At 63.3% G+C, this 14806-nt stretch carries 10 protein-coding genes, 1 pseudogene and 1 riboswitch; of the genes and pseudogenes, 2 read left to right on the top strand and 9 right to left on the bottom strand.

The genetic code is table 11. The features are described 5' to 3' along the window. Positions 1-3814: pseudogene (locus tag ACOERD_RS24830) on the top strand (hypothetical protein); the annotation flags it as partial. An 811-nt stretch (positions 3815-4625) separates the two neighbouring features. Beyond that, on the top strand, positions 4626-9158 hold the full coding sequence (mobF, locus tag ACOERD_RS24825; RefSeq protein ID WP_419740829.1) for a MobF family relaxase: 4533 nt from the start codon (positions 4626-4628) through the stop codon (positions 9156-9158). A 311-nt stretch (positions 9159-9469) separates the two neighbouring features. Here mobF and ACOERD_RS24820 read toward each other — a convergent pair whose 3' ends face one another. From ACOERD_RS24820 to ACOERD_RS24780, 9 genes are all read right to left on the bottom strand, one after another. Continuing rightward, positions 9470-9940, bottom strand: coding sequence for a hypothetical protein (locus ACOERD_RS24820; protein ID WP_419737713.1), 471 nt, complete (start codon positions 9938-9940; stop codon positions 9470-9472). A 39-nt stretch (positions 9941-9979) separates the two neighbouring features. Beyond that, positions 9980-10276: a hypothetical protein gene (locus ACOERD_RS24815; protein ID WP_419737712.1), complete on the bottom strand. Its 297-nt coding sequence runs from the start codon at positions 10274-10276 to the stop codon at positions 9980-9982. Further along, complete coding sequence (locus ACOERD_RS24810) at positions 10273-10629, bottom strand: hypothetical protein (protein WP_419737711.1); 357 nt, start codon at positions 10627-10629, stop codon at positions 10273-10275. Before ACOERD_RS24810 ends, ACOERD_RS24815 begins: the two co-directional genes overlap by 4 nt. 269 nt (positions 10630-10898) lie before the next feature. Continuing rightward, complete coding sequence (locus ACOERD_RS24805) at positions 10899-11666, bottom strand: ABC transporter ATP-binding protein (RefSeq protein WP_419740828.1); 768 nt, start codon at positions 11664-11666, stop codon at positions 10899-10901. Next, on the bottom strand, positions 11663-12010 hold the full coding sequence (locus ACOERD_RS24800) for a DUF1636 family protein (RefSeq protein WP_419740827.1): 348 nt from the start codon (positions 12008-12010) through the stop codon (positions 11663-11665). Before ACOERD_RS24800 ends, ACOERD_RS24805 begins: the two co-directional genes overlap by 4 nt. 105 nt (positions 12011-12115) lie before the next feature. Next, positions 12116-12321: riboswitch (cobalamin riboswitch) on the bottom strand. A 34-nt stretch (positions 12322-12355) separates the two neighbouring features. Next, positions 12356-12844, bottom strand: a complete 489-nt coding sequence (locus ACOERD_RS24795) for a hypothetical protein (protein ID WP_419740826.1) — start codon at positions 12842-12844, stop codon at positions 12356-12358. Then, positions 12841-13062: a hypothetical protein gene (locus ACOERD_RS24790; protein WP_419740825.1), complete on the bottom strand. Its 222-nt coding sequence runs from the start codon at positions 13060-13062 to the stop codon at positions 12841-12843. Before ACOERD_RS24790 ends, ACOERD_RS24795 begins: the two co-directional genes overlap by 4 nt. Positions 13063-13182: 120 nt before the next feature. Next, positions 13183-13848 (bottom strand): D-lyxose/D-mannose family sugar isomerase, encoded by a 666-nt coding sequence (locus ACOERD_RS24785; RefSeq protein ID WP_419740824.1) that lies wholly within the window; start codon positions 13846-13848, stop codon positions 13183-13185. Positions 13849-13866: 18 nt separating this feature from the next. Then, positions 13867-14793, bottom strand: coding sequence for a carbohydrate kinase family protein (locus ACOERD_RS24780; protein ID WP_419740823.1), 927 nt, complete (start codon positions 14791-14793; stop codon positions 13867-13869). Positions 14794-14806 lie beyond the last annotated feature (13 nt).

Genomic DNA, 14806 nt, shown 5'->3' with positions numbered 1-14806 from the left:
CGGGGCCGACGAAGTGTCCGAACTGGATGCGCTGGTTACGCTGGCCAACGAGGATGTTGCGGCGGCAGCGGCGGCATTGGATGCAGCAGCGGCTGCGGCAACAGCACTGGGCGCTATCGCGGATTACGCCGAGGATGATCAGGGCAATCCTGCGCCGGATGTGGCGACCTACACCACGGCAGGTGTGACGGGTGTGACGGATGTCAATCTCGCGGCGGTGAATGCGCGGGTTGCAGGCGCAGATCGCGCGGGTGCGGATACGCGGGTTGAGGTCCAGAGCCTCGTGAATGCCACGCTTGCAACGCTGGCACAGGCGAAGATCGAGGCCTATGCGGAAGATGACGCGAACAATCCTGCACCGACGGCGCAGGATTACACGACCGTGGATGTGTTCGGGGTCAACGCCGTCAATCTTGCTGCGGTGAACGGGGCGGTGGCAGCAGCGACCCGGGAGCAAGTGGACAGCCATGCGGAACTGAGCGCATTGGTCGGTCAGGCGGTCCTCACAGGTGGGGCTGAAACAGCGGTGTCCATAATTACGGCGTATGCTGGTAGCCAGACGCAACCCGCCCCGACGGTTGAGACTTACGAGGCGGCGGGGATCAATGGCGTAACGCCGACCAATCTTGAGGCGGCGAATGCGGCAGTGGCGGCGGCGAATGCGGCGATTGTGCAGGCTCAAGCGGCCTCTCAATCGGTGTATGCTGCAATCCAGGAGGCCCTGGACAACACGGTCACCCGCACCCTGGAGACCGCCGCAAAAGTGGATGGAACACCTTACAGTGATGCTATCACCGGCAGCACGGGTAAAGACACGCTTTCGGGCTTGGCCGGCGATGACGTTCTTGGCGGCGGTGCCGGTAATGATGTTCTGTCGGGCGGTGACGGCAATGACGCTCTTTTGGGCGGTGCGGGCGATGACATGTTGGTCGGCGGGGCCGGTCGGGATGTACTGAACGGCGGCGCTGGCACCGATACGGCGGACTATTCCGGGTCTGTGGACGCCACCGGGGCCGCTGGGGGTGTGACTGTGGATCTTTCACAATTGCCCTTCAGCACGCCGTCCGGCGGCCATGCCGAGGGTGACGTCGTATCCGGTATTGAAAACCTGATCGGCTCTGCGGCGGACGACAGGCTGACCGGCGACGGAAACACCAACGTGTTCAATGGCGGTGCCGGCGATGACGTGCTCGCTGGCGGTGCCGGCAATGACACACTGACGGGTGGTGCTGGTGCGGACCAGTTCAGGGTCGGACCTGATGAGGACAGTGTCACCATCACGGATTTCAACACGGGCGAGGACCGGCTTTATCTTGATGTGGCGGAGGGCACGGCGCTGAACCCGCAGGTGGTGGACGGCACTCTGCGGCTCACGATTCCGGGCACACAGATCAGCCTTGCCGGTGTCACTGATGTGACTGCAGTGAACATCGAGTATTCGCCCGGGCTGACAGCGCTGGGGACCATCGCGGATTACGCCGATGATGACGCGAGCAATGATGCGCCGACGGCGGCGACCTACACCACGGCAGGTGTGACCGGTGTGACGGCTGCCAATCTCGCGGCAGTGAATGCGCGGGTCGCAGCCGCAGATCGCGACGGGGCGGACACGGTGTCCGAACTGGATGCGCTGGTTACGCTGGCCAACGGCGATGTTGCGGCTGCAGCGGCACCTGATGGCAGTTCTGGCAGTACATCTGGCGGCCAGACCGTCACGGGTACAGCGAACAACGACATACTCAGAGGCGGCGCGGGCAATGATACGCTCAATGGCTTGGCGGGCGATGACCAGCTGCTCGGCGATGCTGGAGGTGACCGGCTAAATGGCGGCGCGGGCAATGACACGGCTGTCTATGGCGGGGCGACAGGTGTCAGTGTGGACCTTGCGGCTGGCACGGGCACGGGCGGCGATGCGGACGGTGACCGGCTCAGCGGGATCGAGAACGTCAACGGCACTCTGGGCAATGACACGCTCAGGGGCGACAGCGGCGCCAACTATCTGGACGGCGGCATTCTGGGCGATGATACGCTTGAGGGCCGCGGCGGCCATGACCTGCTTCATGACGTTGGCGGCAATGATACGCTCTCGGGCGGTACCGGCAATGATGTGCTGGTCCCCGGCCCGGGTGATGACCAGCTCACCGGCGGCGACGGACGGGATATCTTCCGGATTGGTCGAGGCAATGGCACCAACCGCGTCACGGACTTTGACCCTGTGCAGGATGTGCTGGAGTTCCGGGAGGGGCTGTTTGCGGACCTTGCTGCGGTGAAGGCCGCGGCCACGGTGCTGCCGGAGAATGGCGGTTTGAGGATTGATCTGCCGGCGGTCGAGACCTTGGCAGCGGGCACGCTGACGGTGAGCGGTCTTGACAGCCCGGACGCGTTGACGGCCGCCAATGTGCGCATTGTGTCGGCGGACGTCGTCACCGGGGTTGCCGGGAACGGCACGGTGGCCCTTGCGGGCACGGCGGCGCAGGGCAGCCCGCTCACCGCAACGGTCACGGACGGCGACGGCACATCGACCACACCCTTTGTCAGCTACCAGTGGCAGCGCAGTGACGGGACAGGTGATTATGAGGATATCGGCGGGGCCGAGAGTGCAAGCTATACCCCTGGTCAGGCGGATGTGGGTCATACCCTCCGGCTTGTGGCCATCTATAGCGATGATGACGGCAATGACGAACAGGTGACCTCGGCCCCCACAGCCCCGGTCAGTAATGTCAATGACGCGCCGGAGGGCGTGCCCGTGATCAGCGGCCCAGCGAGCGGCGCGTTGACGGCGGGCGCGGTCCTGAGCGCCGACCGGACCGGTATCAGCGATGCGGACGGGCTACCGGGTGAGGCGTCCGGCTTCCGCTACCAGTGGCAGCGCAGTGACGGTGCAGGCGGGTATGAGGATATCGGCACCAACAGCGCCAGCTATACGCTGACAGACGCAGATGCGGGCCGGACCGTCCGGGTTGCCGTCCGTTACCAGGATGAGGGTGGCAAGGAGGAAGAGGTCATCAGTACGGCGACGAACGCGGTGGCAGTCCGCCCGGAAGTGGCAGCGCTGGGGACCATCGCGGCCTATGCCGAGGACCAGGCCAATCCAGCGCCGGATGTGGCGACCTACACCACGGCGGGCGTGACGGGCGTGACGGCTGCCAACCTGGACAGGGTGAATGTGCGGGTTGCCGGTGCGGAGCGTGAGGGTGCGGACGAGGTGTCCGAACTGGATGCGCTGGTTACGCTGGCCAACGGCGATAAGTTTGAAACGGGCACTGACGGTGATGACTTCCTGGTCGGCGGTGCCGGCAATGACAGGCTTTCGGGCTTGGCCGGCGATGACGCTCTGACGGGCTTGGCCGGCGATGACATACTTTCGGGTGGTGCCGGGGGTGACGCTCTGATTGGTGGTGCCGGCGATGACACTCTGATAGGCGATGCTGGCGGTGACACTCTGACGGGTGGTCCCGGCAATGACATTCTGATTGGCGGTGCCGGCGATGACACTCTGACCGGTGGGGCTGGTACGAACCGCTACCTGTTCCAGGGAGACGCGGAAGGGGATGATACCATCACCGATTTCGTGGGGGACGGGAATGATATTCTGGTCTTCGATGAAGAGGAATGGGGGGCTGGTGACGATGCGGCAGACCTGGAGGCACTGATCGCGGCTGTAGAGGTCAACGGTGACGGAGACCTTGTCATCACCCGGCCCGACAATAACGGCAGCATCACCCTGGAGGGGGATTATACACAAGATACAGATGTCTCAACTGTTCTGACCAACTCGACTGTCAACTTCGACCCGGAGGTGACGACTGTATGATGGCAGGCGAGGTAGCCGATGGTGCGCTCACCGGGGAGCATCGGGGAACACCCGATGCAGGGGAGAGAAGAGAGCGACCATCGGCGGCTACACTCGGTACGATACGGCAGATACTGGAACCAGTAAGACAACCTCAAACGTTCCAGGATGTGCTGTAAGCAAAGACGAAACTGCGAACGTCTTGTCGGTATCAGAATCTGCTGCGGATATGTCGGAATGGTAAGCTTTAACTGTTGTCCGCATACGCGGGGGTGAGTCAGGCCATCCGTCGCGCCTGGCGCTGAAGCTGCAGTGTAGCCTGCGCGGGTCGAGGCCTGCACATGGGTCCACACATGGACTGTCAGTTTGACTTTTGAACCTTCCATGGCGGGGGTATCGTCGATGCGGCTTTGGGAGTGAGCGGCGGCTATTTTCCGGAGCGTTTAGGTCAGATATGCATTGGATTCCACGCCGGGATGAAGACGTCGCCGTGCCCGGCCACAGGTTTTTCGGAGCGAACCGGGTTCATTTCAGGGGGACCCGCAAATTGCACAGATGTGGCCTGTGGTGTGCCGGCCATGTATGTTCACCATGGGGCATGCCCTGTTTTTCGACCGATGAACGCCAGAATGTGCAGATTGTCTCTCAGCAGCCAAAGAAGGGGTGGGCGGATGTGTTCAGAATCGGTGGGCGGATGTCACCGGATTGCGCGCCATAGCATCCCGGACCGGTTTGAAGCTGAAGCACAAACGACCTGGCCGCGCCGGAGGGCGCGGTGCCTGTTTGCCGCCGTATGGCCCGCTGCCGCTCTGCGCGTGCCGGAGGTGATCTGATGCTTTCGGGTCCGCGCCCGCTTGTGAGCGCCGAACAGACGTTCGGTTATTTCCTGCACGAGTATCTCGCCCGCAATGACAGTGCGCACCGCTCGGCAAACCGCTGGCACGGTGCGGGTGCGCAGGTCCTGGGGCTTGGGCCGCGCGTTGGCAAGCGCAAGTTCATCTCGATCCTGTCCGGCCAGGTTCCCGGCACGCAGATCACGCTGGGCCGGGTCATTGATGGCACACGCCAGCATCGTCCCGGCTGGGACATGACATTTTCGGCTCCGAAATCGGTCTCGCTGGAGGCGCTGTATCGCGGCAGGCGGGCGGTGATGCACGCCCATGATGCGGCGGTGCGCGCCACGCTGGACTGGATCGAACGCGAGCACCTGCAGACCCGGGGCTATGACCCTGCAACAGGGCGACGGCCACGGGAGGCTGCGGACGGCATGATCGCGGCAACATTCCGGCATATGGCAAGCCGCAACAATGACCCGCAACTTCACACGCATGCGGTGGTCGCGAACATGACGCGCAACAGGGATGGGGCATGGCGCAGCATCGAGCCGACATTGCTGAAGCGCAACCGGCGCGTGTTCGGCGCATGGTACCGCAACGATCTGGCGCGGCGCTTGCGTGCGCTTGGCTACGACCTGACCCCGACCACCGTGGGCGGGTTACCGAGCTTCGAGATATCCGGCTGGTCGCGGGAGTGGCTTGAGGCCTTCTCGACCCGGCGTCAGGATATCCTTCGGCACCTGGCGGACACGGGCCGGATCTACACGACCGCGAACGCGCAGGCGGCAGCGCTGGTGACACGCGGCAAGAAGGCGGAACCGGTACAAGGTGAACTTGTCCGCCTGTGGCACGCGCGTGCAGCGCAGCTTGGCCTCGTCGAGGACCGGCCATCCCGTGCGCGCGTGGCCAAAGAGGCTGTCCTGACACCGCTTGAAGCGGTCTGGCAAGCCATGGCGCACCTGGAGGAACGGCACTGTGTATTCCGGCGCACCGACCTGCTCGCCGCCGCGCTGGGGCGCGACCCCGGACGCCACTCACACGGGGACCTGGAGGAGGCCATCGAGCGCTTGCGCAGGGACCGGCATCTTGTGGACACAAAATCCGGTGATCTGACCACGCGCCAGACCCTGCGCGCGGAACGGGACGTGATTGCCGCCCTGCGGGCGGGACAGGGGCGCGCCGCATCACTTGCCGACGACCAGACCCTCAGGGCACGGCTTGAGGCCACGTCGCTGACAGCCGGTCAGCGGGATGCGGTGCGGACGATTGTGATGTCCGAGGACCGTCTGGTCGGGGTTCAGGGGTTTGCGGGCACGGGCAAGACCCGCATGCTGAGGGAGGTCGTCCGGCTGGCCGGGGACCGCCCGGTGATCGGGCTGGCCCCGTCCTCGGCTGCGGCCCGTATCCTTGCGCTCGAAGCCGGGATTGGCACAACCACGCTGCAATGGATGCTGGCGCGGTACGAACATCTCGGGGATGGCCCTGATCTTGAGGCGGCGCGCAACCGCTTCCGGGGGGCCGTGATCGTGGTGGACGAGGCGTCCATGATCGGCACGGTTCAGATGCGCGGGCTTCAGCACGTTGCGGAGCGGATCGGAGCGGCCCGCCTCGCCCTTGTCGGCGACAGGCTTCAGCTTCGCTCGGTCGAGGCGGGGCAGCCGTTCCGCCTGCTTCAGAACGCGGGGATGGAAACGGCGCGCATGGACGACATGCTGCGACAACGCAGGCCGGACCTCAAGGCCGCTGTCACGCATATGATCGCGGGGGATGCGGAGCTTGCGGTTCAGGCTCTGGGCAGCGACGTACGGGAAATTCCCCCCGACAGGCTGGCGGAGACGGCGGCCCGGCTCTGGCTGGCGCTTCCTGCAGAGGCCCGCAGAAGAACCATGATCCTCGCCCCGACCCATGGGCAGCGCGAGGAGATCACCGCCGCGCTCCGCAAGGGGCTTGCCGAAGACGGGCTGCTCGCTGGCCGGACGCTTGCGATCGAGCGGCTCGTGGACCGCCGCCTGACACGGGTACTTGCCGCCGATCCCATGAGCTACCGCGCAGGCGACATCGTTGTTGCCAACCGTGACGTTTACGGGTGCCGGGAGGGGGAAGCCTGGCGGGTGACGGGCAGCGACGGGGAGCGGATCGCGCTGGAGCGGCGCGGGGTTACTGGCGGGTTCCGGCCCTCGGGCAACGCCGCGCAGAACCTGTCCGCCTTCGAGACGCGCCCGATCTCGCTGCGCGCGGGGGACGAGATCGTCTTCACGCGCAATCTCGGGAGCCTCGGGGTGGTGAATGGCGACCGCGGGCGGATCGAGGAGATCGGACGGGCGCGCCTGCGCATCCGGCTTGCCGACGGGCGGCGGCTGGAGCCGCTGACAAAGGATGACCGGCTGCGGCATATTGACCACGCCTGGACATCGACGGTGCATCGCGCGCAGGGCAGGACGACCGACAACGTGATCGCGGTGCTGGACGCGGACAGCATGATGACGGACCGGGCACTGCTTTACGTGGAGATGAGCCGCGCCCGTGACGGGTTCGTCCTGTTGACCGACGACACGGAACAGCTTGTGCACCGGCTGGAACAGGACACGGGCGTGTCGCATTCCGCGCTGGAGGCGACCGGACAGGTGCTGGATATGCCGCGCTCCGGCTGGGTGTCGCAGAAGGAACCCCTGCGTCCGGCGCTGCAGGACTGGCGCGCGCTTGAGGTGGAGGCGGACCGGGTCGGGATTGCGCCGTTCCTCATGGCCGGTGCCGATGCGCTGCTGGATCGGCTGCGTCGGCGTGCAGCCATCGAAGGCGCGCCGGGGGAGATCGCAACAAAAGAGATCGCGCGGATTTTGGCGGATCACGCGGCCCATATCCGGGACCGGGCGCGCGCCGCCATCGGGCAGGCCTGGCAGACCCTGCGGGCGCGGGCGGCACGCGAGGACAGCCACGTCGCCCTGCAGCCGGGGGCGGACGCGCTGCTGAAGCAAACCGGCGGGTTGCGCGGGGCGGGGCCCCTGCCCGAAGCGCTCACCACGGGCGTCAGAGACTGCCGCGCCCTGCTGCGCGGGCTTGGGGACCGGCTGGAGCGCTGCGGAACCCGGGTCAGCCAGCAGGTCCGGAGCCGGGAGGACAGGATTGGCCGGATCGAACGGGACTGGACATTGCAGCGGGTCATGGCGAAGACCACGCGGCAAGACATCGCGTTTCTGCCGGAAACGGAGGAATTGCTGGCCCGGACGCGCCGGGTTGCCGCGCAACATCCCGGAGCGCTTCCGAAACGCGTGCTGGATCATGTGGAGGATTGCGCGCGCGTGCAGGACCGATGGAAAAGGCTCGTGCATGTCGCGCGCGTGCTGACGGACAGCGCACGCTCGGTGCAGCCCGCCGATGAGACGGTTTGCGCGGCCATGGTCGAGGCGGAAGACCTGCTCGCCGATGACCGCTTGTCCTGCAAGGCGCTGCTCGAACCCGGGCTTCTTGCGCCGATGAAGCATGCTTTGAGCACGTTGAACAAAAGGCGCAGCGTGGAAGAGCGGGCGCAGGACCTTCGCAGAAGCTGGAAGATGCGGGAAGCGGAGGCGAAGCGGCAGGGGTGTCATCCGTTCCAGCTCGGAGGGTTCGATCACTTCATGGAACGGCTCACCGGCTTCGCGCACGACTTGCCCCCGGACCTTGCGGCCCTGCCGGAACTGGCGGCGCGGTATCGCCGGGTGCGGCAGGACCTCGATGCGGTGATCGCGTTCGACACCAGGCGGCGGACCGTCCTCATGCGGGCCGCGACCTGGCGCCCGGATACGCCGCTCGACCGAAGCCTTCTCACCGGCTACGGACGCTGGGCAAGGGCTGCCCCGAACGTGATCGAGAAGGGAACGCGCCTGATGGAAGATGCGCTGCTGGCACCGCAGGACCGCAAGACGCTGGGGAAGATGCTGGAGCGCATCACATCCGCGCTGGACGGTTGCGGTCTCGAGGCCTGGCGTCTCGGGCTATTGGAGCAGATCAACGACACGGCGGATGCGCGGGGGTGCCACAGGTATTTCGTGGAGGGCTATGACAGGGTCTTCGAAGGGCTGGGCGAACGGATGGTCGCGGGGCCGGGCGGCAACACGCTGGCACGCAACGAACGGGCGGTGCGTGACGACATGGGTGCTGCGGAGTTCGCGGTGCACGCCCTTGACAGCGACCTCACCAAAGCGCTGCAGCAGCGGCAGGAGGGCGGGGAGCGCTTCGTGTCGGAGATGCATCCCTACCATTGGTGGCAACGCGACACGCAGAAAAATCTCGAAAGCGTCCGGCGCATGTTGAACGACCGCGAGAGGTACGGCCCCCATCTCGACAGGGTTCCGGGGCTGGAGGAACGTTTGCGCCAAACGGCGGCCTCGGTCTCGGAGATCATCAAGCGCGATGCACCTGTCAGGACGCAGGTCGAGGCCGAACATGCCAGGACCGTAGAGCGGGACATCGCGCGGCGGGCGCGTGAACGGTCCCTGCGCAGAGGGCGCGGCCCGTCGCGCTCCATGGGGCTCGACTTCGGGATGTAGGTCCTTGCGGCCCGCACACCCGGTTGCAACCCGGCGCGACCCCGGTATCCCCCGGTATCCTTGCCGCAGGCCCGGTTCCGGCCCATGGGCCGTGCCCTGCCGCACGGGTGCCAGTGGGTCATTACGCGCCGACATGTCCGTGCAGGGCAAACACAGGGAGCCAGCGTCGCCTGAAATCAAATCGGCGCAAGCTATGCGACCCTATACCAGAAAGACCAAAAAAGGGGTGGCCGGATGTGTTCAGAATGGGTGGGCGGATGTCATCAGATTCCGCAACGACCGCCCCGGCCCGCGCGGATCACCAGCCCGCATCACATCCGCTGTTTCGGGCCATGCACTTTTACCTCGACCGATTTCGCGCCGTGCCACTCCTTCACAGCCCTTGCCAGAAGGGCTTGCGCCCGGTCCGGCCCGAAGAGCTTCTCAAAGGCGAGGAAAAGCGCGTCGTACCGGCCCTCGGCAATCAGTTCCGTTACCTTCGCATCGCGCAGGAATGCAATCTGGTTGCCAAGTCTTTCCATCCAGTCGGGAGACAGGTCGAGCATGTCCATCAGGGCCTCGATCCGGGCGGACATGGCCCGCTGGTCTTGCGCACTCAGCACCAGGGGCTGCGGACGCGCGCCGAAGATCGACAGGTCCGCAGTGAGCGCGCGCTCCACGAGATAGGGCGAGGTTTTCATCCCGGCTCTGGACGCCCGCCGTTTCGCCTCTTCCCAATCGCTGTCGGTGCAGGAAATGTAGAAAGTCCTTTTCTCTGCCCGCTTGTTTCCTGCCCGTGTCATTCTGCCTGCGTCATTCCTGCGCCTCTTTCGCTGTTACGCTCATTCTTCGCCTTGCATGACATAGAGAAGCGTGACCTCATCGACCATGGAAGGCCCCCCATCATCCCTGCCGTCCAGCAGATTGCGAAAACACAGTTCCAGCGCATCGATCCTGCGCACCAGATCGCGCTGCTCCTTGGGGGTGAGGACAAGCGCGCTTGCGGATGGCGGGGCGCTGTCATGCAGGGCGCAGGTCATCACGAATTCCGAAACACTCTTGCCAACCGACGCCGCCCGCATCCTGATCCGATCCCAGTCGCCGGGGGTCTTGCAATAAACCGGTCGTCCCCTCTTCATCCCGAAGCGCCTTCCCCTGAACCGCCCGCAGGGGTCGGGACAGGTCGGGTCGGGTCCGTGCGCTGCTGCATCGCGACCCGTCGCAGGGCTGCTGTCCAGCCCTCCTCTTCCCCGCGCTCCGCCAATCGTACCCGTTCCACTTCGCACAGTGTCAGCAGGGCGGTCTCGATCCGCTCAAGCCGCGCCGACAGCGTGGTGAGCGAAGGGCCGTCGGAGACTTCGGCAGACAAGGCGCGCCGGACCACATAGCCGCTTGCCGAGAGCCGCGCGGCTTTGGCCCGCGCCCGGACAATGTCCCACTCGCTGTCGGTGGCGTTGATCACCCGTTGCTTTCTGACTGACCTGTCTGACATCGCACGATCCCGGTATGTGCAAGCAAGATACACTATGTGTATAGCACCTTTAAGAGCAGCGACATTACACAAAAACCACTATGCTTTACATAGTACCTATATGCAATCGTAAGCCCCGAACAGCGCAAAACAGTAACATGACAGACACAAACATGCATAGTTAATGTTCCGAAAATGCAACTTCTGGCCCCAAAGCACGCCCCAAAATCATATATGCAATGCACATAAATCTGTCTTGCGGTGATCTGTAACAAACTGTATTAACGTCGCTAATGAGAGGTATCAAACAAACTATGCAAGGTGAGCAGGCCAAAATTGTGGTGAAATGGTGGGTTCACACCCATTGTTTCGCGCACGCGGTCCGGGGTCAGAACCTCAGCGACCGGGCCGAAGGCCGTTAGCTGTGCGTTCTTCATCAGGGCAACGTGGCTGGCAAATTCGGGGATCATGACCAGATCGTGGACGATCATCACAACCGTCACGCCCAACTCGGCGACCAGAGACAGCATGTGCCCCTTGGCATCCGGATCCAGGTGGTTGGTCGGCTCATCCAGAAACAACAGCGAGGGGTTCTGCGCCAAAGCCCGTGCGATATGGGCGCGCTGGCGCTCTCCGCCCGACAGTTTTGCCATCTGTTTGCCCGCCAGATGGGACAATTCGGTGGTGTCTAATACGCGCTGCAGGTCCGTTTGTAGGGCCTCGGCGGATTTGTCGGCCCTTATCGGGATTTGACCAAGGGCCACATAATCGCGCAGTTGCAGCCGCCCGTCGGGCATCTCCTGCTGACCGACAACGGCAATCCGTCTGGCCCGCTCCAGCGAGGACAGTTTCCGCAGGCTTTGCCCCTGAATACGCACATCCCCCAGCGCCAGCTTTGCGACACCGCACAAGAGGTTGAGCAGCGTCGTTTTGCCCGCCCCGTTCGGGCCAGCAACGGCCAATATCGCGCCTCCCTCAAGGGCAAACGAGGTGTCGCGCAGCAGCACGTCGCCGTTCAGGGCGTAGTATTCCAGGTTTTCAGCAATCAGAAAGCTCATGCTGTGCCCTCCGGCGGCAGGCAGGGCATGCGCGACAGGGTTTTGGTATAGAGCGCCAAAGGACGGGTCGAGGCGCTGGTCCAACCATCTTCGCTGTCGCGGAATTGATGGGCGAACTCGGCCAAAGCGCTCAGATCAGCGGGGGATTGAATGTCGCCGAACAGATATTGCGCCTTGCCATTGGCCTGCAGCCCCACCGTCATCGGGCGATCACACCCGGCCATACAGTCAATCAGACGTGTCGAGAATCCCTCGGGCAGCTGGCTATCCAGCGTTTCCTTCGCCTTATGTGCGGGGATCGGCCCATTGCAGGTGCCGCATATCAGGACAAAATGATCAGCCATGGCACGGGTCGCCAACTTGAACAAAAGCCAAGTGAAGGCAAAAGCCATGAGTTGCATCAGCACGCAGATGTGCCATCGAGCCTCCTTCCGGGACACCCCGCCCCGGGTTGGTTAAACTGTGATGGCAGGTCTCCTGACTTGCGGGTCGTTGCTTGGCCAACCTTCCCGACCTTAAGGGTCAGTGGTTTTGTGGCGTCGCTCTCCGCTTACAGTTGCGGGGGCAGTCACGGCATTGGCCCTTGGGCCGCACCGTATTCCCATTTTCATCCCTCGGGCACAGGCCGTCGGGAACCATCCAGAGCAGCTAGTCTGCTCACACTCCTATTGTCAAGCGCCGGAATAGCGCTAGCGGACCACGCGCAGGGTCGGCCTGCGGGCGGGTTGACCCTGTCCGACGCCATTTGTTGGGAACTGGCTAGCCAGGGTCAGACCGGCCTGTATCAGGTGCGCGTCCGGGTAGCCTCCGGTCAATTCACTCACGGCATCACGCGCCGCCGGAGTTTCGTCGCGGCGCATGTGATGCAGCATCCGCAACAGGGCGCGTTCGTCACATGTCGGCTCGTGCCGCGTCTCCACACAAAGCGGGTCGTTGAAGGCCAGCCCCATAGAGCGGGTGTGTAGCGTGGCCTTAATGATCTTGAAGACCAGATGCGCCAAAACCAGCCCCTGATCGCGCCCCCAGCGTTCTGTTGCAACCGAAAAGGCATGTTGCCAAGCCTGCGTTTCCGGCTCGGTGAAGCTAAGGATGAAGTGCCGAATGACAGGCAGCAAACCGCGTTCGAAACCGTCAAATTCGACGCGGGGCAACGTGTGGTCGGATGCTGAGTGTTTCATGCGCGTTCCCTTTTGGCTTTTGGGGCTTTCGCGACCAAAGGGTGGACGTTTTGCGGAAGGTTATTTGGATCAACCGGCGTTTCAGGGCGCGGCGATGCGGCGAGAGCTGGAAAAGTGAGATCAGCCTCGATCGCCTGCCTCAGTTTTGGTTTCAATGCGCAGCCATAGCGGCAGGCAACGGCGTCCATGGCCAACAGGTCGGCGAGGGATTTTCGCATGTCAGGTTATCTTTCGGTCGCAAAAATGGGACCGGGCGATGATTCCAACGGAATCTGACTGGGTCAGCTGTTAACTGACAAAAACAGTCAGAAAATACAAGCGCGAAATTCTTAATGAAGTCAGTAGTCGGCAACCAACAGGAAATCCGGCGCTGCATCTTCTTCGATTGTTGCAAAGCGGGGAATCGGGTCTTCGAATACGTTGTCCGTCCGGTCGTCATTCACGGTTGAGACCTCGCCAATCAAGCAATCCCTACCTTCCGCCCAGAAGGCGTGCCAGATGCCGGGCATCAAAGTCACGCTCTGACCTGGCTTCAGGCGCAGATGCTCTCCGGGCTGTATGGTGACAGGGCAGGCATCGCTGGGAACGGTGACCGGGGTATCGCGGTCGATACCGCCATCAGGGTCCGAGGCATAGATTTCCATAACCAGATCGCCGCCCCCTCGGTTGATGATGTCCTCGGCTTTGACGATATGGCGATGCATCGGCGACAGCTGTTTGTCGCGAGAGATCAGCAGCTTTTCGGCATAGAGCATACCGCGCGCCCGGCTCAGATCGCTCACGTTGCCGTTGCGCAGGGTGAACAGGAACAACCCAAGCTCATCAAACTTGCCTTGACCGTAGTCGGTGATATCCCAGCCTAGCCCACGGGCACGGATGCTGTCGGCATCGTCGCTACGCATCTGCTCAGGCGTCCAATCTGCGAAAGGTGGCAGAACGGCACCAAATGAACTGATAAATGCCTGGGCTTCGGTCTTGATACGGTTGATTTCGGATCGTTTCATCTCGGACTCTTCGTAGGGCTATAATTCATGCGACCAGGGCGGGTTGGCTCCGGCGCGCGAGACGGTTACGGCGGCCACCTCTGCGCCCAAGGTCAAAGCGTCGCGTAGCGCATCGGGGGACAGTGCTTTCAAGCTGGACTTTGTCAGCTGGCCAGCCCGTTCTAGCGAGGCTAGAACCCCGGCATTGAACGTGTCCCCCGCGCCAACCGTATCCACAACTTGCACCGGTTTGACAGGGACTGAGACCACAGCACCGTTGGCCAGATAACCCGAGGCGCCCTCGCTCCCACGGGTGACGATGACGGCAGAGGGGCCTGCTTGAAGCAGCAGGGGGACTTTCTGATCGTGGCTTTCCGGGCCGGGGATGATCCAGTCCAGATCCTCATCCGAGACTTTGACGATATCGGCCTGTTCAATCATCTGGTTCAACCGCGTGCGGTAGCGGGTCTGATCCTGTATGAAACCGGGTCGGATATTGGGGTCCAACATCACAGCACAGTTCGCGCCATGTTTCGCCAGCATCGCGGCATAGGCATCCGCGCAAGGCTCACACGCAAGGCTGATGCCACCAAAATACAGCGCTGAAACCGCGGGGAGTTGGCGCGGCATATCCTCGGCCCGTAACATCCGACCCGCAGTGTTTTCATCGACAAACGTGTATGTGGCGTGACCGTTCTTCAGTTGAACGAAAGCCAGCGTGGTCGGCCTGTCCGAAGCAATCACATGTGTCGTGTCTACATGGCTGGCCCGCAGGTCATTGGCCAATTGCTGCCCGAACATGTCTGAGGACAGACCGGTCAGCAAGCCTACGGGCGCGCCCAATCTGCCTAAAGCGATAGAGGTATTGAATATGGCTCCGCCAGAATGGGGAACGAAACCGTCCCGCCCGGACGGGGTCGGTTCGGCAATCATGTCGATCAGGGCTTCTCCGCAACACAGGATCATCCCACATCCTCTT

Source organism: Ruegeria sp., from assembly GCF_965199275.1.
Taxonomy (GTDB): Bacteria; Pseudomonadota; Alphaproteobacteria; order Rhodobacterales; family Rhodobacteraceae; genus Ruegeria.
Note: the sequence above shows the minus strand (reverse complement) of the source record. Positions and strands in the feature narration are given on the sequence as shown.

Bases quoted from the DNA above. Each gene is read 5' to 3' on its own strand.
- mobF (WP_419740829.1), top strand. From the start codon at position 4,626: ATGCTTTCGGGTCCGCGCCCGCTTGTGAGCGCCGAACAGACGTTCGGT.
- ACOERD_RS24820 (WP_419737713.1), bottom strand. From the start codon at position 9,940: ATGACACGGGCAGGAAACAAGCGGGCAGAGAAAAGGACTTTCTACATT.
- ACOERD_RS24815 (WP_419737712.1), bottom strand. From the start codon at position 10,276: ATGAAGAGGGGACGACCGGTTTATTGCAAGACCCCCGGCGACTGGGAT.
- ACOERD_RS24810 (WP_419737711.1), bottom strand. From the start codon at position 10,629: ATGTCAGACAGGTCAGTCAGAAAGCAACGGGTGATCAACGCCACCGAC.
- ACOERD_RS24805 (WP_419740828.1), bottom strand. From the start codon at position 11,666: ATGAGCTTTCTGATTGCTGAAAACCTGGAATACTACGCCCTGAACGGC.
- ACOERD_RS24800 (WP_419740827.1), bottom strand. From the start codon at position 12,010: ATGGCTGATCATTTTGTCCTGATATGCGGCACCTGCAATGGGCCGATC.
- ACOERD_RS24795 (WP_419740826.1), bottom strand. From the start codon at position 12,844: ATGAAACACTCAGCATCCGACCACACGTTGCCCCGCGTCGAATTTGAC.
- ACOERD_RS24790 (WP_419740825.1), bottom strand. From the start codon at position 13,062: ATGCGAAAATCCCTCGCCGACCTGTTGGCCATGGACGCCGTTGCCTGC.
- ACOERD_RS24785 (WP_419740824.1), bottom strand. From the start codon at position 13,848: ATGAAACGATCCGAAATCAACCGTATCAAGACCGAAGCCCAGGCATTT.
- ACOERD_RS24780 (WP_419740823.1), bottom strand. From the start codon at position 14,793: ATGATCCTGTGTTGCGGAGAAGCCCTGATCGACATGATTGCCGAACCG.